This is a genomic window from Vibrio sp. 1562 (genome assembly GCF_033340155.1).
GTDB lineage: Bacteria > Pseudomonadota > Gammaproteobacteria > Enterobacterales > Vibrionaceae > Vibrio > Vibrio alginolyticus.
Genome location: NZ_JAWOVY010000005.1, coordinates 178,548 through 199,221 on the forward strand (window position 1 = coordinate 178,548; position 20,674 = coordinate 199,221).

A 20,674-nucleotide genomic window follows, 5' to 3' on the forward strand; every position below is an offset into this window, starting at 1 on the left:
ATAGTAAGTGGTTTGCATTTCGCATACTGATTCCTTCACCAGATTACGAAGTTGGATACCGTCTATGGATCACAATCCGCAGTCACAGCTAAAGTCACTTGTTATTAAAGGCAAGGAACAAGGCTATCTGACCTACGCCGAAGTAAATGACCACCTACCTGCTGAAATCGTAGATTCAGAACAGGTAGAAGACATCATTCAGATGATCAACGACATGGGCATTAAGGTAGTAGAAACTGCTCCTGATGCTGATGATTTAGCACTGAACGATGACACAAATATTACCGATGAAGATGCAGCCGAAGCTGCAGCCGCTGCACTTTCTAGCGTAGAGAGTGAGATTGGTCGTACAACAGACCCAGTACGTATGTACATGCGTGAGATGGGTACTGTCGAACTTCTAACTCGCGAAGGCGAAATCGACATCGCAAAACGTATTGAAGAAGGTATTAACCAAGTTCAATCGTCTGTTGCTGAATACCCAGGCACAATTCCGTACATTCTTGAGCAATTTGACAAAGTTCAAGCTGAAGAACTACGTCTTACAGACCTAATTTCAGGTTTTGTAGATCCAGATGCTGACGACACCGCTGCACCAACGGCAACACACATCGGTTCTGAACTGACTGAATCTCAGTTAGAAGAAGAAGACGATGAAGACGTTGATGACGACGAAGATAGCGATGACGATTCAGATGATTCTGAAGAAGATGTAGGTATCGATCCAGAATTAGCGCTAGAGAAATTCAACCAACTACGCAGCACCTATCAAAATCTTCAATTAGCAATCAACGAGTACGGCTATAACAGCCCGAAAGCAACCGTTGCTAATGAAATGATGCTAGACGTATTCCGCGAGTTTCGTCTAACGCCTAAACAGTTTGATCACCTAGTGAATGAACTGCGTACTGCTATGGATCGCGTTCGTACTCAAGAGCGCCTGATCATGAAGTCTGTCGTTGAATACGGCAAAATGCCGAAGAAATCATTCATCGCGCTGTTCACTGGTAATGAATCAAGTGAAGCTTGGTTGGATGAAGTTCTTGCTTCAGACAAGCCATACGCTGAAAAGATCAAACGTAACGAAGAAGAAATCCGTCGTTCAATCGCTAAGCTAAAAATGATTGAAGAAGAGACTTCTCTAAACGTACAGAACATTAAAGACATCAGCCGTCGTATGTCTATCGGTGAAGCAAAAGCTCGCCGTGCGAAGAAAGAGATGGTTGAAGCGAACTTGCGTCTTGTAATTTCTATCGCGAAGAAATACACCAACCGTGGTCTACAGTTCTTGGATCTCATCCAGGAAGGTAACATCGGTCTGATGAAAGCGGTAGATAAATTCGAATATCGTCGTGGTTACAAGTTCTCGACTTACGCAACGTGGTGGATCCGTCAGGCAATCACTCGTTCAATCGCGGACCAAGCACGTACGATTCGTATCCCGGTACACATGATCGAAACGATCAACAAGCTAAACCGTATTTCTCGTCAAATGTTGCAAGAGATGGGTCGTGAGCCACTACCGGAAGAACTGGCAGAGCGCATGCAAATGCCAGAAGACAAGATTCGTAAAGTTCTAAAAATCGCTAAAGAGCCTATCTCAATGGAGACACCAATCGGTGACGACGAAGATTCGCATCTAGGTGATTTTATCGAAGATACAACGCTAGAACTTCCGCTAGATTCTGCAACAGCAACTAGCCTTAAAGTGGCAACAAAAGACGTGCTTGCAGGTCTAACGCCACGTGAAGCGAAAGTACTTCGTATGCGCTTTGGTATCGACATGAACACTGACCATACTCTAGAAGAAGTTGGTAAGCAGTTCGACGTTACTCGTGAGCGTATCCGTCAGATCGAAGCAAAAGCACTACGTAAACTTCGTCACCCAAGCCGCTCAGAGACTCTGCGCAGCTTCCTAGACGAATAATCGCAGCGCATACAAGCTTTTAGAAATCAAAAAAGGTGACTTTAGGTCACCTTTTTTATTATCTACGGTTCTAAGTGGATAAAAACTAAGCGCAATTGCCCTAGTTGGTATCTAGACACCTTGCAACGCTTCCCCTATAATCGTTGTCCTATTAAGGCCCCTTAGCTCAGTGGTTAGAGCAGTCGACTCATAATCGATTGGTCCGCAGTTCAAGTCTGCGAGGGGCCACCATATTTCGAAAGGCGTAGCAGGTTAATACCTACTACGCCTTTTTTGTATCTTATATCTTTGGGTACAGTTTCGGTTGCGGTAACTCGTCACTAACCTCGTAATAGCTTTTCTTCTTCCCCTCTTCTTTAACTATTATCTGGCTTTCTATACGAGCAATAGAAACAAAATGTCTGCTCGTGATTTAAACCATTGACCCTCAGACAACTTCTGATAGTATGGACATATAAACGTATGGACGTCTAAAGCAAAAATGGAGCTACAATGAAAAGTATTGGTCACTTAAAGAAACTAGCTTTGATTCTCACGGCAGTAGTCGGCTTAAGCGCTTGTGGAGAAAAAGATGACTCTGTCATTAAAGTGGGCGCGACAGTTGGACCACATGCACAAGTAGTCGAGGCGGTAGCGAAGGAGGCAGCGAAGCAAGGTTTGAATGTCGAAGTCATTGAGTTTTCTGACTACGTGACACCTAATGCCGCTCTTAGCGATGGTAGCATCGATATTAATAGCTATCAGCACCAGCCATTTTTAGACAACTTCAACAGTAGCCATAACGCCCAATTAGTATCAATTGGTCAGTCCATTCTTATGCGTATGGGGCTTTATTCCAATAAGTATCGCTCACTGCAAGAGCTTCCAAACAATGCACGTATAGCGCTTCCAAATGACCCTACCAACGGTGGTCGTGGTCTGTTGCTACTCGCCGATGCAGGTTTAATTGAGCTGAAACAGGGTGTTGGCCATAAAGCCGCCCTAACTGATATCAAAAAAAACGCAAAATCATTTGAATTTGTCGAGGTAGATGCCGCTCAGCTACCAAGAACATTAGATGATGTGGACGCGGCTGCGATTACAATGAACTACGTAATGTCTTCTGGTTTAGATCCGAAGAAACAAAGTATCTATCTTGAAGCAAAAGACGCCCCATTAGCAGTCATGGTCATCGCCACTCGTGACGCAGACAAAAATAATGAAGCGTATAAAAAGTTCGTTTCTATTTATCAATCTCAAGCGATTCGTGATTATCTCGATCGCACTTTCAAAGGCACAATCGAAGCAGCTTTTTAATCAATAAAGCAGCGAATACTTTGCCCCACGAATCAGATAGAAAAGAGGCTAATGTTTTCTCATAGCCTCTTCTTTTCATTACTCACTAAATCGACTCATTGTCGACTTTCAGCCTCTAACTTCATTGCCAAATAAGCTTGGTCAGCAGAAACCAATTCAGGTCGGTTAATCAACTTCCAGAGGAAGTATGGTGGGATTAAAAATACGATGAAGTAGAGAGATTCATGGAAGAAAACATCGGCTATCGTTTGCTGATGCTCCCAAAGTGCCGTCAGTGCGAAGAGCTCTAACATCACGCCTAATACGCCAAAGACGACAGAGACAACAATCGCTAAACCCAGTAGTTCTCTAATAAAGTGCTTGTATGCCATGATACTAACTCCTTCTAGCAATAAGTCATACTAACTTACGCTCATAAGAAACAAGTGAGCTTGATTATTATCAAACTCACCTCATCACTGTTAAGAACTTAGTTTTATAAAAAAGTACTTGTATATAGCGTCATCGAAGACTGATTTCCCTACCACAGAGCATAGATAACTCTACAAACAGAGGGTGATGGAGCGCCCAACTATTGGCTATACGAGCGCAACTTCAATCAGATAAGTAATATTGAACCGTCGATACCACTCGTACTTTCTTAATGTAAGGCGTGTTGCTGTCTCGGTCATAAATCGAGAACTGCCCTTGAGTTGCACGTTTGATCTTACCCAGTGAACTCTGTGAGTCTTTCGCAAATTTCTCAGCCACTTCACGCGCATTCTTAGTCGCTTCTTCGATCATGTCTGGCTTCACATCATTCAGCTTAGTAAAGCTGTACTCAACACGATTTGCATAAGGATCTTGGTTAAGCAAAACGCCTTGTTTTCCTAACTCACCTATTTCATTGATTGCCGCTCGAACAACATCAACACTCTGGCTGTAAACCGTAACGGTTCGCGAGGCCAAATAACGATACTCAATGTCTTGCTCGCTCCCATATTGCTGTGCTTTTCTGTCAATGACCGCTGGGGAAGAAAGGGAAACGCTGGTTTCAGGAAGCCCTTTGGCACTTAGAAAGTCCAAAATCAAACGGGTTTGCTGGTCAATTTCATCAAACATGGCCCCCATATCATTACTCGCTAGAGTAAATTGAATCGGCCAAATCACCGTATCAGCAGGATACTCACGCTCCGACAAACCTTTTACTGTCACGACTCTTTCATAGGCTCGGTATTTCACCGCCGTCTGCTGCATAAAATAGCCAAGGATGCCAAGACCAAGTATCAAACTTAGCCCAATCCAAAGTGCTGCTTTATTGGAAACTCGTTCCATTATTTCCCCCTGATAAATATCAACTTAGCTTAATCTTTGTTCTAGATAAGATAGCCTATCTATTGTTTTAAGAGGGAGACATAACGCGAGTTTTGATTCATAGCACAGTGATATACCGTTTTCTTTAGTCAATAAAGCTTCATTGGTTTGTCACCAAAGGCTCATGCTTTTGCCTCTTAACTGTCATCTGTAATTTCTACTATCCAATCAGCAACTTGTACGCTGAGGTAAATATGGATAGTTCAACCCCTTTTCGTCTCCCTCGTAAAACGCCGTTTGGCATTGGTGAAAACGTTGCTGAATGGGCAACCGGTTTAAACCAACTTGATAAGTTCTACGCCCAACGCCCCGTTAATGCCGATACCAAAACTTTTCTCCGCTTCACGCTAGATATCTTAGGTATCGATTATCGCATTGCTCATGGTTCACTCGACTCAGTGCCTAAACAAGGTGCTACCGTCATTGTGGCGAACCACCCGCTTGGTTGTGTGGAAGGCGTCATCTTGGCCGAACTCTTGTTGATGGTACGAGACGATATCCAAATTCTAGCCAATCAATACCTGAAAACCGTACCAGAGTTAGATCAGCTCTTCATTGGTGTCGATGTGTTTGAAGGCAAAGACGCCGTCAAATCAAATATGAAGGCCCTCAGAGCGGCTAATAAACACCTCGCAAGTGGCGGCTTATTGCTTGTCTTTCCTGCCGGTGAGGTTTCCCAGTTAGTCGATGCCAAACAGCAACGCTTGGAAGACAAAGCGTGGAGTCGAAGCGTAAGTAGCCTGATCCGCAAAAACAAAGCAACGACAGTTCCAGTATTCATCAGTGGTCAGAACTCGAAACGCTTCTATATGGCAGGGAAAATCCATCCACTTTTGCGTACCCTAATGCTCGGGCGGGAGCTACTGAACAAACATGCACAAACCATCAACTTGTCTTTTGGCCAAGCGATTAAATTCAAAGAGCTCAACACACTTAACGATGATCAAGTGGTGAACTATTTGCGGCTCAACACTTACTTGCTCAATCGTGAAACCCAATCAGTTAAGCCTTCTTCTTCATCAGAACTGCTCTCTCCAATAGCGGCAGGGTTACCCGTAGGCGAATTGCTTGAAGAGCTGAACAACTTACCAAAAGAGTCCAAGCTGCTAACAAGTGGTGAGTTCGATGTTTACTGCACGGAGTCGCAGAGTATCCCTTCCCTACTGCATGAAATTGGTCGCCTACGTGAGCTCAATTTCCGACAAGTTGGCGAAGGGACTGGACTAGCAATAGACATTGACCATTTCGATCATGATTACCTGCATCTGTTTGTGTGGGACAGAGAGAACCAATGCTTGGTGGGCGCGTATCGTTTAGGTCTGGTTGATCAACTGATTGAAAAGCGCGGCGTAGCAGGTCTGTATTCACGAACGTTGTTTAACTATGACCAACGCTTTATCGACCAAATGGGTAAATCCATTGAGATGGGGCGCTCTGTGATTGCACATCAATATCAAAAGAGCATGAGCGCGCTACTGCTACTGTGGAAAGGCATCGCAACGTTCGTTCATCAAAACCCAGATTACACTCACCTATTTGGTCCGGTAAGCATTAGCAACGATTATAGCGATACTGCACGTCAATTACTGGCTCAATCAATGACACTGCACCACTACGACAACAATTGCGCAGAGTACGTCACACCTTCTAACCCACTTCCTGAGCACCACCGTGACTGGAACACCAGCATGCTCACTGCTCTGGGTGATTTACAGCTATTGTCACGTGTCATTGCCAGAATCGATGAAGGGAAAGGAGTGCCCGTTTTGCTGCGTCAGTACTTAAGCCTCAATGGCAAGCTGGTATGCTTCAACGTCGACCCTGCATTCAATAACGCTCTAGATGGATTGATTATGGTGGATTTGCGCGATGTTCAAGAAAAGACGTTGGCAAGGTATATGGGACGCGAGCAAGCTCATGACTACCTCGTCTATCATACTAATAGCAACGATGATTAAGAACAGTGATTAAGTAGAGAGTTGGGAATCACAAGAAGAACCGTGTGGCGACTCTCTTTATTTACCCTTTCATCAACTAATTAGGCGTGCTCCGTGAAGTGCGCCGAAAAGACTCTTATAGATACAATCTATCGAAAGATCTAGATAGCATTTATCTCACCAATTCCGTCACAAACTTTCACAAAAAACAAAAACAGATCCAGGTCACACTTTAAATCCACCACAACTCAACACAAAACGTGACATTGATCATTACAAGTATTTAATTCGAATTTCAAAAAAAATCAAAAGTGATCAAAGTCACAAAGTATTTTGATTTTAAATTTGTCAGAAGATCGGATTGATCACTAAGATTTTTATTGACAGATTTAAAAGTGGCTTTTTGTTATTAAGTTACAAGTTAATAAGTTGAACTTGGTCACTTAAAAACCGTTTCTCAGCCTAAGAAATGCGGGCGTAGATCACGAAAAACCCGTTGTCAGTTCCAATTGGAAAATGTGTGGTAAATTGATTGGGTACTAAGCAATCAAACAAACGGTTTTGGCGAACCGTTTACTACAACAAGATTCATCAGAACATCGAACGGGGAATTGTTATGATATCACCAGATGCCAAGATCAAGATACAAAATTTTGGTCGTTTTCTGTCAAACATGGTAATGCCAAACATCGGCGCGTTTATCGCGTGGGGCTTTATCACTGCTCTATTTATCCCAACGGGATGGCTACCAAACGAAACATTAGCCTCTATGGTTGGCCCAATGATTACCTACTTGCTGCCACTACTTATCGGTTACACCGGTGGTAAATTAGTTGGTGGCGATCGTGGTGCGGTAGTCGGTGCAATCACAACAATGGGTGTGATTGTAGGCACAGACATCCCAATGTTTATGGGCGCAATGATGGTCGGCCCAATGGGCGGCTGGGCTATCAAGAAATTCGATAACTACATCGATGGTAAAGTAAAAAGTGGCTTCGAGATGTTGGTTAACAACTTCTCTGCGGGCATCATCGGCATGCTATGTGCGATCCTTGCTTTCATCTTTATCGGTCCATTCGTAAAAATTCTTTCTGGTGGCTTGGCGGCAGGCGTTAACTTCCTAGTTTCTGCTCACCTACTACCACTGACTTCAATCTTCGTTGAACCTGCGAAGATCCTTTTCCTAAACAATGCGATCAACCACGGTATTTTCTCTCCACTGGGTATCCAGCAAGCGTCTGAAACAGGTCAATCGATCTTCTTCCTAATCGAAGCAAACCCAGGTCCTGGTCTTGGTATCCTGCTAGCTTACATGGTGTTTGGTAAAGGTACGGCTCGTCAAACGGCAGGTGGTGCATCAATCATCCACTTCTTCGGCGGTATCCACGAGATTTACTTCCCATACATCCTAATGAACCCTCGCCTAATCCTTGCGGCTATCGCAGGTGGTATGACTGGCGTATTCGTACTAACTATCTTTAACGCAGGTATCGTTTCTCCAGCATCACCAGGTTCAATCTTTGCAATCTTGTTGATGACTCAGAAAGGCTCAATCGTTGGTGTTCTGGCGTCTATAGCAGCGGCAACAGGCGTGTCATTCGCCGTAGCAGCACTGCTAATGAAGACACAAACGTCAACAGAAGAAGACGGTGATGAAGCAGCACTAGAGAAAGCAACATCACAAATGAAAGACATGAAATCTGCATCTAAAAACGATGCGGTGGTAAACAGCCAAAGCAAAGGTGACGTAGACCTAGCGACAGTACAAAGCATCATTGTCGCTTGTGATGCGGGCATGGGCTCGAGTGCAATGGGCGCGAGCATGCTACGCAAAAAGGTTCAAGACGCAGGTCTGAACATCCACGTAACCAACCTTGCCATTAACAGCTTACCAGAGAGTGCAGATATCGTGATTACTCATAAAGACTTAACGGATCGTGCACGTAAGCATGCTCCAAACGCACACCACATTTCATTGACTAACTTCCTAGACAGCGAGATGTACAACCAGCTAGTCACCAAACTACTAGCAGCGCAAAACCAATCCGCAGCCAATGACGACCAAATGGTAAAAGTTTCGCTCGTGGCAGCAAACGACGACAACTTCGAGCCACAGCAAACGTCGGTGTTCCAAATCCAGCGTGAAAACATTCACCTAGGTTTGAAAGCTGCCAACAAAGAAGAAGCGATTCGCTTCGCGGGTAACAAGTTGGTCGAACTTGGCTACGCAGAACCAGAATACGTAGACGCGATGTTTGAGCGTGAAGCATTGGTTCCAACTTACCTAGGCGAATCTATCGCAGTGCCTCACGGCACGGTAGAAGCGAAAGACCGCGTGAAGAAAACCGGCATTGTAATCTGCCAATACCCATCGGGTATCCAATTTACTGAAGACGACGATGATGTAGCGAAACTGGTTATCGGCATTGCCGCTAAGAACGATGAGCACATCCAGGTGATTACCACCATTACGAACGCGCTCGATGAGCCGGAGGCAATTGAGAAGCTAACCAGCACCAACGATGTGGAAGAGATTCTGAACATCCTTGGCGGTCAACAAGCGGCTTAATTACCCCTTTAATTTGCTCCTGAGGCAAATGAGGTCAGCTGTCACCCCCTATGCGGTTGGCCTCCCCCTAGTTTCGTAAGTCAACATTTTAGACATTGGTAGGTAAGAATTATGAAAAACGCAGTTCATTTTGGCGCAGGTAACATTGGTCGTGGCTTCATCGGAAAACTCTTAGCAGATGCAGAAGTCGAGGTCACATTTGCAGACGTTGACGCTCCACTCGTCGACCAACTGAGTCACAAGCAAGAATACAAAGTAAAAGTGGTCGGTACTGAGTGCCAAATCGACACAGTAACTCACGTCACCGCGGTAAACTCAGCCAGTGAAGATGTCATCGACCGCATTGTAAAAACCGACTTGGTAACAACAGCGGTTGGCCCTAACGTACTGGACATCATTGCAAAAACCATCGCTACCGGCATTGCTAAACGCTTTGCAGCAGGTAACGATAAACCATTGAACATCATCGCGTGTGAAAACATGGTTCGCGGCACCACACACCTAAAAGGTGAGGTGTACAAACACTTAGATGAATCATTACACGCAAAAACAGACGAGTTGGTTGGCTTTGTCGACTCCGCAGTGGACCGCATCGTACCACCAGCAGAAGCGGCGAACGATGACCCACTAGAAGTCACCGTAGAGAGTTTTAGCGAATGGATTGTGGATGAGCAGCAATTCAAGGGCGAAATCCCTGACATAGCTGGCATGGAAAGAACCAACAACCTAATGGCATTCGTAGAACGCAAGCTATTCACTCTCAATACAGGCCACTGCATTACCGCTTACCTAGGTTGCTTGAAAGGCCATCGTACTATTCGTGAAGCGATTGAAGACCCAAGTATTCACGCTGAAGTAAAACAGGCGATGCAAGAGAGTGGTGAAGTGCTGATCAAACGCTACGGCTTCGACCGTGACATGCACAACGCCTACATCGAGAAGATTTTAAGACGCTTTGCCAACCCATACTTAGTGGATGAGGTGGATCGCGTAGGTCGTCAACCAATTAGAAAATTGGGTGCAAACGATAGATTAGTGAAGCCTTTACTCGGTACAATTGAGTATGGCACTGAAAATAAAACACTTTTGAAAGGCATTGCCGCTGCGTTGAAGTACACTAACGACACTGACCCACAAGCCGTAGAGCTACAAAACTCATTAAAAGAAGTGGGTGTGAAGAAGACGCTAGCGACATACACAGGTCTTGCAGAAGACAGTGATGAAGTGGCTCAAATCGAGACACTTTACAACCAACTTTGATTTACCTAGGGGAGCTCGGCTCCCCTTCTATGTCCTTCTCTGCTTGAAGAGTTGGGATAGCTAATAATTAGAAATGTATTCAGTATATGGCAGATAACATCAACGAAACCGAGATCATTGAGCGATTAAACAGTGCACCATCGGTACGAGGCTTTTTCATTGCAGCAGTCGACGTTTTTAACGATTCGATCGACGGGTTGGTGCAAAGAATCTTTCGTAAAGATAACTTCGCTGTTCAATCGGTTGTCGGTCCGCTGCTACAAGACTCTGGACCGCTGGGCGATCTGTCTGTTCGTTTGAAGTTATTGTTTGGCTTGGGAGTGCTCCCCGATGACATTTACCACGACATCGAAGACATCATCAAACTCAAAAACCAACTCAATAGTGACGCTTCAGATTACGAATTCACTGACCCGAATATTCTAGAACCAATTAAGAAACTGCACTTGGTGAAGAAAATGGGCATGGTACAACTGGAAGTCAGCGAACCAGATGACGACATCGACCTTGAGTTTTATCAGCTACAACTGCAACGTCAACAACAAATCATTAAGTCAGGGCTCTCACTTGCCATTGTCGAGATTTGCAATGAGCTCGGCAAAGACAGCCCTTTTTAATCGAAAAACTGGCACGGAAGCCTCCTCAACTCGCCCCTCTTTTTGCACATTCTTCTATACAACGTGCGTGAAAGCCATCACAGTCCATATTCCGATGTCTCTGTAACATCAGACCAATCTATCGCTAGTATTGAAACGGTATCGCATGCTTTCAATCGAAGACACTAAAACTAAGTGGGAGTTTTTCCAGAAACACCATTGGGTATCTCCAGAATTTTCCCGCACTCCCGTCCTCGAGTCGTGGGAGCGTTGCATAAAGCAATGCAGCCCTTACACCTGGTCAAAACCACATATTGCCTCTGGATTTACCTTCTCATCTCTAATGAAGCGCAACGAACATCTCATCGAATGCGCCACGACCGTACTTGAAGACACTTACGACATGCTAGGGGACGAAGACCTGGTATTGATGGTAACCGATGGCAACGGCTGTATTCTCTCCACCGTCGGGCACGACTCTATGCGACAAGAGATGCAAACGCTCGGCATAAAACAAGGCTGTTTTCTCTCCGAAGGAAAGATAGGCACAAATGCAGTCAATCTCTGTATCAACACTCATATCCCGTGTGAAGTTTTTGCTGCCGAACATTTCAATCGCAACTTGCACTCTTATGCCTCTGTAGCGGCGCCTGTTTTTGACCAATTTGGCAAATTACGCGGTACAACATGCCTTTTCAGAAAAGCGGAAAGCTATAAGAAAGAAGACTTAGTCATCATCGCGTCGAGCGCGAAAGAAGTCAGCTTGCAAATCCACATTCAGTCGGAACAAGAAAACATGAACCGCCTCACTTGTGCGCATAACGCAACGTTAGAGTGCATGGATGACGGCCTTCTAGCGTGGGATGAAGAAAATCGCATCACCATGGTAAATCACCAGTCCGAGCGTTTGTTAAACATTGAAGCCAGTCAGGTCTTGGATAAAGAAGTCTTTTCTGTTTTGCGCTTCCCACCGAATGTCCTTACTAGTATTGAGTCAGGTGCGAGCATAAACCGTAAACTCACAACGGTAGAGGTTCGTGGCGAGTTTGTTGAAGCGATCATCACCTTGCGTCCACTCAACGACGGCACACACTTATTGTTCTTGCACCCTATCGATAAAATTCGCGAACTTGCTCAACAACAAATAGGTGGTTGTGCGCGCTATACGTTCAGCACTTTGCCCGTCATTTCACGAAAAATGAAGCATGTCATTACCGTGGCAAAACGGGCCATAAAGTCCAAATCACCGATTCTAATTACGGGTGAAGAAGGTGTAGGAAAAGCCACTCTCGCCATGGCGATCCATAACGAAAGCACTTACAAAGAAGGGCCGTTCATTACGCTCAACTGCCGCTCCATCAATACAGAGCAACTGGTCAAAGAAACCCTAGGCTACGACGAAGGGCAAGGCATGCCTTCTAAGTTTGAACTCGCCCATGGCGGTACGCTCTTTTTAGAAAAGGTGGAATATCTGTCGCCCGATTTACAAGCTGTGCTACTTAAGTTGTTAAAAACTGGGCTCGTCAGCCGCAGCGACAGTTTGCGATTGATCCCCGTAGACTTTCAACTTATTACCAGCACCGCTTCAGAGATCAGCGAGTATGTCACTCAGCGCTCATTTGGTCGGCAACTTTATTATGAAATCTCCTCGAACGAGCTGCATATTCCGCCACTACAAAAGCGTAAAGAAGACATTGAATTTCTCGTCCAGCAGCTTATCAGCCATTATGAACGCCGCCACAATGTGACTATCTCGATAGAGCCAGTCGCACTGGAAGCGTTGATGAATTTTCGTTGGTCAGGCAATAACTCCGAATTAAGAAACCGAACTGAGCGAATTTTGCTTAACCGCAGTTCGAACTTAATCAAGCTGAACGATATTCCTGAAGACATTAAACTGAATTCTCGCCATACCGCAGAAAATACGCCAGTAATCACGTTAGAAGAAGCCGAGAGAAGAGCTATCGTTCAGGCTTGGAATCAGTGTGATGGCAAAATGCATGATATGGCGAAAGCATTGCAAATTGGCCGCACGACCTTATGGAGAAAAATTAATAAGTTTGGGCTGCAGGAGCAAATGAAGCTGTATTAAGTCGTGAATTGGCGTTCCTATAACAAAAGTAAAACCGGCGTAAGCACGCCGGTACAGGTGTACTAACGATAAGGTATCGATTAAACATCGACAGACAACTGACGAATCTGCGCTTTTAGTCCCGGTAGCATGCTCGAACTGGTGCTGAATTTTCGCAACCCCACGCGGAGCAATGTTTCTGTGGCATTTGGATCGCCAGCCATCTCACCACACATACTAACCGGTATGCCCGCGCGATCGCCTGCTGCACACGTGAGCTCAATGGCTTTTAGTACCGATGGTTCAAAGTAGTTCACCAATTCAGCAACAGCGGCGTTACCTCGATCGGCGGCCATAACATATTGAGTCAAATCATTGGTGCCGATAGAGAAAAAGTCGACTTCTTGGGCTAACGCATCAGCATTTAATACCGCGGCTGGCACCTCAATCATAATACCAACGCGCAAATGAGTCGCATCCAAGCCGAGTTGGTTTGCTTGATGCGCCAACAGCACTTTTACTTTTCTCACTTCTTCAACCTGAGCCACCATCGGTATCATCAATTGAATATTCGGTTGCTCGTGAAAGGCTCTCAGAATGGCTCGAAGTTGAGCGGTAAACAATGACTCATGTTGAAGGCACAACCGCACCCCTCTCAAACCTAAAAATGGATTATCTTCCGCTGGCATAGGATAAGCGGCTAAAGGCTTATCACCGCCAACATCTAGACTACGAATCGTAAGTGGCTTATCACCAAGTGCGGCGGCAATATCACGATACACTTGGTATTGCGCTTCCTCAGTTGGCAACTCATCACTGTTTTGAAATAGAAACTCAGTCCGAAATAGACCAACGCCCTCAGCTCCTGATGTTAGTGCATCATCAATATCTTTCGGTCCACCAATATTGGCGAATACTGGAATATGGACACCATCACAGGTGACTGCGGCTTGCTGAGCACTCGCTAGTGCACTTTGTCGGGTGCTTTGCCACTCAATTTGTTGCGCTTCTAATTCCTGCTGTACGGCATCTGAAGGAGAGAACCATAAATGCCCTCGGAAGCCATCAATAGTCACCACTTGACCAGCACGCACAGCATCAAGGCAGCCCTGAGCTTTAACGATGGCAGGAATCCCCATCGCACGAGCAAGAATCGCACTGTGAGAGGTTTTCCCTCCCTCATTCAAACAGATACCAAGCACTTTCGATTTATCAAGCCCGGCCACATCAGAAGGCATCAGGTCGCGGGCCAACAAAATACTCGGTTCCTGAATGTCGATGGCATTAGGCGTTACGCCTGTCATTTCGACCATAACTTGGCGTGCGATATCATGTACATCTGCTTCGCGTTCCCGCATGTACTGACTTTCTGCCTGGCGAAACTCTTCGGCCAACGTTTGCAGTGATTCTACCCAAGCTTGCTCGGCTATCATGCCCGTTTGAATTCGCGACTCGACCGATGCCCATAATTCTGGGTCACTGAGCATCATGCTATGAGCAGCAAATATTTCCCCTTTCGGCTGCTTCGCTTGCTCCTGCAAATGTTGAACAACCACGCCTATCGCACGCTTAACCCGTTCAATTTCATCTTGTTCACTTTGGAAATCACGTTCAGGCACTGCTGGCATTTCATGAGTAAAAAGGACAGCAGGAGCAGTAGCGATACCGTCATTGACTCGAATACCAACAACAGCACCTTCAATCTGATTTGAGGCCATGCCATCGAGCAGAGTATCTGAACTTTCTTCAGGTTCGATAATGCCTTGCTCAACCGTTTCTTTTTCTCCGAAGTGCTCACTAGCTAAGGCTTCAAATGCCTTGATTGCTTCACTGGATTGAGGTCCAAGTGCGCATAAGGTGATCGTCTCTTGACTACGAACGCCAAGTTTCGCAATGCTGTTTAAGCTTTTCGCGTTCACACGGCGATCGCCTTTTTTCAACCATAATTGGCAGTCGAAAGGCGCGAGTGCACCAACAATGGCCGCAGCGGGACGAGCATGTAATCCATGCGGATTTTGCACTACCCAATCAAATGTCCATTCTTGCTCAAAGTTCTCTGATACTGGCGCTATCTCAGCGGATGTTAGTGGCTGATCACCAAGGTGCTCTTGTTTTACGCTTAACGCATTCTGTGCCTCTTCGACTACCGTCGATAAAGGCAGTCCGGCGGCGGCAGCCACCGACGCCGCCATGGTTCCTTCAACAATAGGTGCCGAGATAAGGGTGACATTTTCCCTCACATGATCATCAATCAGATCCAGAGCCATTTCCGTGCTAAGCAACGCGCTGCCAAGATCCATCAACACAACAACCCCTTGTTGATCTTGTACCTGCTCAATCGCTTCCATCACGGCAATGGCATCGGTTCCGATCGGGTTCTCTGGATCATCAATCCCAGCAGCAATCGCAAGCTTGGCTTTGCCTTGCGTCATTTGGGTGGCAAGTTCTGCCACCCCTTCTGCAAGTCGACGACTATGAGATACAACTACAATTCCCACCATCTTAATTACCTGCTATTGCCTGCTGTAGTGCTTTAATCATTAACAAAGAAGAGGTTGCACCGGGATCTTGGTGACCAATACTACGTTCCCCCAGATAGCTTGCTCGCCCTTTTTTCGCCAACATTTCAATCGTGGCAACCGCTTTCGTTTCTGCTAGCTCAACCATTTCATTCAGTAAGTGATCGGCGCTCATGCCATTTTCTAACGACGCCTTCACGCTAACTAAAACGGGTAACCAAACATCACACATGGTTTTATCACCCAGCTCTGCTTTACCACGAGACACCACGCCATCCACACCGCTTTTTAGTGCATCCACTAACTCTTCAAACGTTAATTGCTCTCGAGTTCCGACAGCGGCAGCCGTACGAATAAACAGCGTGCCATACAGCGGGCCACTTGCCCCACCGACACTAGAAAGCAAGGTCATACCCGTATTCTTGAGAATGCTGCCGATATTTTGGTCCGCAAATTGCGGCAGTTTTTCAGCAACTTTTTTAAAGCCTCGGTTCATATTGAGACCATGGTCTGCGTCACCAATATCACGATCAAGGTCGGTCAGAAAATCTTGATTCTCTTGATACGTTTTTGCACATAACTCTAGCCAGTGAACGATATGTTGTTTTTCAATTTGCATGTTTGCTCCCCCCTGTTACCACTTGATCGCAGCCGTATCGGCAGGAGCATCAAACAGCTCCAACATCTCTTTATCTGCTTTCAGCAACGTAATTGAAACGCCTTCCATATCAAGTGACGTACAGAAGTTGCCAACCATATTACGCACGATACGGAACCCTGCTTGCTCGCAGTTATGAGCCAGACGGCGGTACACTCCGTAAAGCTCTGAAGTTGGCGTACCACCCATACCATTCACCATCACGATGTAGTCGTGTTCAGCGGCGAAAGGCTCAATGCTGGATTCCACTTCATCCCATTCACCTTCGTCACGATTCCAAATACGCAATGTGCGCTGATAAGGCGTGTTTTCAGCAACTTCAGCAAACATTTCATCCACTAACGTATCGACATCGGTGTATTTCACTCGCTTGATACCTGGTTCGCCATGGATACCAACACCAAACTCAACTTCATCATCTTCCAGAACAAAAGATGGTTTACCTGCTGCGGGCACAACACAAGCATTAAGCGCCACGCCAAATGAACGACAGTGATTATTAACGCGACGAGCCAGTGCTTCACATTGCTCCAACGAATAACCTTTGCTCGCGGCAGCCCCAACTAACTTTTCAACCAATACCGTTCCAGCTACGCCACGGCGACCAGCGGTATACAGGCTGTCTTTGACTGCAACATCGTCATCCACCAACACCGACCCAACTTTGATGCCATCGGTATGAAGCAGCTCCACAGCCGTTTCAAAGTTCAACACATCACCGGTGTAGTTTTTAATGATAAACAGCACGCCCTCACCGGTATTCACTTGGTTGCCACATTCGTACATTTGATCAGGCGTAGGTGAAGTAAATACCTCTCCTGGGCAGGCGCCTGTCAGCATGCCTTTACCAATAAAACCTGCGTGCAAAGGTTCATGACCACAGCCACCACCAGAAACCAGTGCCACTTGCCCCGGAGTTTCCTCATGCCACATGTAACGAGGTTCGTAGTTCGCTTTTAGCTCAGGGCGGGACAATGCCAGACCTTCCATTTGCTGCAATACAACATCATCAACTTGGTTAATTAACTTTTTCATCGTTCTATCTCATTCCATTTATATTTTTATGTAGGGTATGAATTCATCTTAAACAGAGAAAAAGCGTGCTCAAAAAAAAATCAATCTGTTTCATATTGAAACAAAAACTTCGGCATTATTGTTTCAATATGAAACGAAAAACGACAAATTTTCCTGAATAGTGATCGTCGCCATAAAGCATGCTGATGCTTATTACTTCTGACAGTCGGTTTGACACAGAGGTCATAAAAGCATGGAACAAAACCAGAGATATCCTTCACCACTTACCACACCAAACCTAATATAAACCTTATCCCTACAATGGATATTCATTGCAGTCCAAAACACACATAAAAAAGGTTAAAGGTTTGAATTATGGACAAAATTATTATCAGCCCAAGCAAATACGTCCAAGGTGAACAAGTACTTACATCTATCGCTCACTATGTGAAAACATTGGGTGAACGTCCGTTAGTAATTGCCGATGAGTTCGTGACTAACCTGGTTGGTGATGACGTCAAACAAAGTTTTGCTGACGAAAAGCTTCCACTCACTATGAACATTTTTGGTGGCGAATGTTCGCGCGTTGAGATTGAACGCATCACGGACATTTGTGCCACTCAAAAACACGATGTCATTGTCGGTATTGGTGGTGGTAAAACGTTAGATACAGCAAAGGCTGTTGCGTTTTACACCAAAATTCCTGTCGTGGTGGTTCCTACGATTGCCTCGACTGATGCGCCAACCTCAGCGCTTGCGGTGATATACACACCTGAAGGTGAATTTGCAGAATATTTGATGATCCCTAAAAACCCAGACATGGTCATCATGGATACGTCAGTCATCGCCAAAGCCCCTGTTCGCTTACTTGTATCGGGGATGGGCGACGCGCTTTCCACCTACTTTGAAGCTCGTGCCAACATGACTTCTGGTAAGGCAACAATGGCTGGTGGGTTAGCGACGCGTTCAGCACAAGCGCTTGCGAAACTTTGCTATGAAACCTTGCTTGGAGATGGTGTAAAAGCAAAAGCTGCGGTAGAAAATGGTGTGAGCACCAAAGCGGTAGAAAACATTATTGAAGCCAATACATACCTAAGCGGTATCGGTTTTGAAAGCAGTGGTCTAGCGGGTGCTCACGCTATTCATAACGGCCTAACTAAGCTTGAAGAGTGTCATCATCTCTATCATGGTGAGAAAGTCGCGTTCGGCACACTTGTTCAGCTGGTACTAGAAAACGCAGCGATGGAAGAGATTAATACGGTTCTTTCATTCTGCCGCTCTATAGGTCTACCAACCAACTTATTTGATATGGGCGTTAAAGAGCTTAACCACGCTAAGTTGCGCGAGGTCGCCGAAGCCTCAACGGCCGAGGGAGAAACCATCCACAATATGCCCTTCCCAGTGACGGCAGAAAATGTCTACTCTGCAATTCTAACCGCTCACCAGTTGGGTCAATAACTCCCCACCTTAAAGTGGGCTTAAATAAAAAAGCGGCACATACTCTCGCATGTGCCGCTCAGGATTTTTGCTGTTAAGCGTAATTACTCAACCGTCACCGCTTTCGCTAGGTTACGTGGTTGGTCTACGTCCGTACCTTTGATCAGTGCTACGTAGTAAGACAGCAACTGCATAGGGATGGTGTAGTAGATCGCCGCCGTGATTTCACTAACGTGAGGCATCGTGATGATCTTCATTGTCTCATCGCCTTCGAAGCCTGCATCTGCATCTGCGAATACGTATAGAAGGCCGCCACGCGCACGCACTTCTTCAACGTTTGATTTTAGCTTTTCAAGTAGGTCGTTGCTTGGTGCAACCACAACAACTGGCATGTCAGCATCAATTAGAGCCAGAGGACCGTGTTTTAGTTCACCCGCCGCGTACGCTTCTGCGTGGATGTAAGAGATCTCTTTCAGTTTTAGAGACGCTTCCATCGCGATTGGGTAGAACTCGCCACGGCCTAGGAACAATGTGTGGTGCTTGTCTGCAAAATCCGTTGCTAGTGCTTCAATTTCTTTCTCGAAAGAAAGTGCCGCGTTGATTTGCTTAGGAAGTGCGTGTAGCGCTTCAACAATCTCTTTTTCTTTCTCTTTGCTGATGCGACCTTGCTCTTTACCCAGTGCCGTTACCAGCATAAGTAGTGCAGAAAGCTGAGTCGTGAACGCTTTGGTTGAAGCCACGCCGATTTCAACACCAGCGCGAGTCATGAATGCAAAATCTGATTCACGAACCAAAGAGGAACCCGCTACGTTACAGATGGTCATCGCCGCCATGTAACCTTTCTCTTTTGCTAGGCGAAGTGCTGCTAGGGTATCAGCGGTTTCACCAGACTGAGACAACGTGATCAATAGGCTGTTTGGACGAGTCACAAACTTGCGGTAACGGAATTCAGACGCAATTTCTACATCACAGCTAACGCCTGCAATGTCTTCAAACCAGTAACGTGCCGTCATACCTGCGTTGTAAGACGTACCACACGCCACGATTTGTACGTGTTCTACTTTGCTTAGAATGTCTGCCGCGTGCACACCGATCGCATCTGTCACAACAGAATCTGACGTGATACGACCTTCCATTGTGTTGATCAACGCTTTAGGTTGCTCATAGATTTCTTTTTGCATGAAGTGACGGTATTGACCTTTATCACCTGCATCATGCTCTGCATTAGATTCAACAATTTCACGCTCAACTGGCTCACCCGTTGCATCAAACACAGTGACTTCACGGCGAGTAATTTCTGCTACGTCCCCTTCTTCTAGGTACATGAAACGGCGCGTAACGTTAAGTAATGCAAGTTGGTCAGACGCTAGGAAGTTTTCACCCACACCAAAACCGATCACGATCGGGCTGCCTGAACGCGCTACTACGATGCGTGAAGGATCTTTGCGATCCAACGCTACGGTGCCGTATGCGCCTTCAAGTTGTTTTGCTGTTTTTTGTACCGCTTCTAATAGCGTTTCTGAAGTACGAAGTTCCCACTCAACCATGTGTGCGATAACTTCTGTATCCGTTTGCGATTCAAACACGTAGCCACGAGATTGAAGCAGCTCACGCAGCTCTTCATGGTTTTCGATGATGCCGTTATGTACCACTGCGATATCACCAGACATGTGTGGGTGAGCATTGATTTCAGAAGGTTCACCGTGCGTCGCCCAACGAGTGTGCGCAATGCCAGTTCCGCCGATCACTTTTGCTTCTTCTACTGCATCAGCCAATTCTTGTACTTTACCCAAGCGACGAACGCGCGTTAGGTTTGATTCGCCATCAACAACCGCAACGCCAGCAGAGTCGTAACCGCGGTACTCTAAGCGGCGTAGACCTTCAACCAAAATTTCTGCAACATCTCGTTGTGCTACTGCACCTACGATTCCACACATGTGTTTATCTCCGTTTGTAGTTTTGTTCTTCCCTAGCCATGATTTCAAATAGAGGCAGCAAGCAAAGGCCTTTATCCAGAGGGAAGTGAAATATGAAACT

Annotated in this window: 14 protein-coding genes and 1 tRNA gene; 9 read left to right on the forward strand and 6 right to left on the reverse strand. The window is 45.8% G+C overall.

The genetic code is table 11. From position 1 onward, the window contains the following. The first annotated feature begins 64 nt into the window (after positions 1–64). The 3 genes from rpoD (at position 65) to R7Z49_RS07440 (ending at position 3,223) form a co-directional block, all read left to right on the forward strand. Complete coding sequence (gene rpoD, locus R7Z49_RS07430; protein ID WP_005395986.1) at positions 65–1,927, forward strand: RNA polymerase sigma factor RpoD; 1,863 nt, start codon at positions 65–67, stop codon at positions 1,925–1,927. A 155-nt stretch (positions 1,928–2,082) separates the two neighbouring features. After that, positions 2,083–2,158 (forward strand) — tRNA-Ile (locus R7Z49_RS07435). A gap of 261 nt (positions 2,159–2,419) precedes the next feature. Further along, the gene (locus tag R7Z49_RS07440) at positions 2,420–3,223 is read left to right on the forward strand and encodes a MetQ/NlpA family ABC transporter substrate-binding protein (RefSeq protein ID WP_042521813.1); all 804 of its coding nucleotides are present in this window, start codon (positions 2,420–2,422) and stop codon (positions 3,221–3,223) included. A 95-nt stretch (positions 3,224–3,318) separates the two neighbouring features. Here the strand turns inward: R7Z49_RS07440 and R7Z49_RS07445 are convergent, their stop codons facing one another. Then, positions 3,319–3,594: a hypothetical protein gene (locus R7Z49_RS07445; RefSeq protein WP_005383040.1), complete on the reverse strand. Its 276-nt coding sequence runs from the start codon at positions 3,592–3,594 to the stop codon at positions 3,319–3,321. A gap of 223 nt (positions 3,595–3,817) precedes the next feature. Then, positions 3,818–4,537, reverse strand: a complete 720-nt coding sequence (locus R7Z49_RS07450) for an SIMPL domain-containing protein (RefSeq protein ID WP_005379714.1) — start codon at positions 4,535–4,537, stop codon at positions 3,818–3,820. Positions 4,538–4,770: 233 nt separating this feature from the next. Here R7Z49_RS07450 and R7Z49_RS07455 point away from each other — a divergent pair, with 233 nt between their 5' ends. The 5 genes from R7Z49_RS07455 to dhaR all read left to right on the forward strand — a co-directional run bounded on the left by R7Z49_RS07455 (position 4,771) and on the right by dhaR (position 13,030). Next, positions 4,771–6,534 (forward strand): lysophospholipid acyltransferase family protein, encoded by a 1,764-nt coding sequence (locus tag R7Z49_RS07455; protein WP_065274143.1) that lies wholly within the window; start codon positions 4,771–4,773, stop codon positions 6,532–6,534. A 595-nt stretch (positions 6,535–7,129) separates the two neighbouring features. Beyond that, positions 7,130–9,082, forward strand: coding sequence for a PTS mannitol transporter subunit IICBA (locus R7Z49_RS07460; RefSeq protein ID WP_005379710.1), 1,953 nt, complete (start codon positions 7,130–7,132; stop codon positions 9,080–9,082). A gap of 111 nt (positions 9,083–9,193) precedes the next feature. Further along, positions 9,194–10,342 (forward strand): mannitol-1-phosphate 5-dehydrogenase, encoded by a 1,149-nt coding sequence (locus R7Z49_RS07465; protein ID WP_318111502.1) that lies wholly within the window; start codon positions 9,194–9,196, stop codon positions 10,340–10,342. Positions 10,343–10,428: 86 nt separating this feature from the next. Beyond that, on the forward strand, positions 10,429–10,959 hold the full coding sequence (locus R7Z49_RS07470) for an MltR family transcriptional regulator (RefSeq protein ID WP_005379708.1): 531 nt from the start codon (positions 10,429–10,431) through the stop codon (positions 10,957–10,959). A gap of 145 nt (positions 10,960–11,104) precedes the next feature. Then, complete coding sequence (dhaR, locus tag R7Z49_RS07475; RefSeq protein WP_318111503.1) at positions 11,105–13,030, forward strand: dihydroxyacetone kinase operon transcriptional regulator DhaR; 1,926 nt, start codon at positions 11,105–11,107, stop codon at positions 13,028–13,030. Positions 13,031–13,110: 80 nt separating this feature from the next. Here the strand turns inward: dhaR and ptsP are convergent, their stop codons facing one another. From ptsP to dhaK, 3 genes are read right to left on the reverse strand one after another with little or no spacing between them, the layout of a single operon-like run. Continuing rightward, entirely contained in the window at positions 13,111–15,510 is a 2,400-nt protein-coding gene (gene ptsP / locus R7Z49_RS07480) for a phosphoenolpyruvate--protein phosphotransferase (RefSeq protein ID WP_318111504.1), read from the reverse strand. A gap of 1 nt (position 15,511) precedes the next feature. Next, entirely contained in the window at positions 15,512–16,147 is a 636-nt protein-coding gene (dhaL, locus tag R7Z49_RS07485; RefSeq protein WP_025623256.1) for a dihydroxyacetone kinase subunit DhaL, read from the reverse strand. A 15-nt stretch (positions 16,148–16,162) separates the two neighbouring features. Continuing rightward, entirely contained in the window at positions 16,163–17,221 is a 1,059-nt protein-coding gene (dhaK, locus tag R7Z49_RS07490) for a dihydroxyacetone kinase subunit DhaK (RefSeq protein WP_256913687.1), read from the reverse strand. A gap of 354 nt (positions 17,222–17,575) precedes the next feature. Here dhaK and R7Z49_RS07495 point away from each other — a divergent pair, with 354 nt between their 5' ends. After that, entirely contained in the window at positions 17,576–18,658 is a 1,083-nt protein-coding gene (locus R7Z49_RS07495; RefSeq protein WP_258641475.1) for a glycerol dehydrogenase, read from the forward strand. Positions 18,659–18,741: 83 nt separating this feature from the next. Here R7Z49_RS07495 and glmS read toward each other — a convergent pair whose 3' ends face one another. Then, positions 18,742–20,574 carry a glutamine--fructose-6-phosphate transaminase (isomerizing) gene (glmS, locus tag R7Z49_RS07500; RefSeq protein WP_005379702.1) on the reverse strand — a complete coding sequence of 611 codons (1,833 nt, stop codon included), beginning with the start codon at positions 20,572–20,574 and terminating at the stop codon, positions 18,742–18,744. Positions 20,575–20,674: the final 100 nt, after the last annotated feature.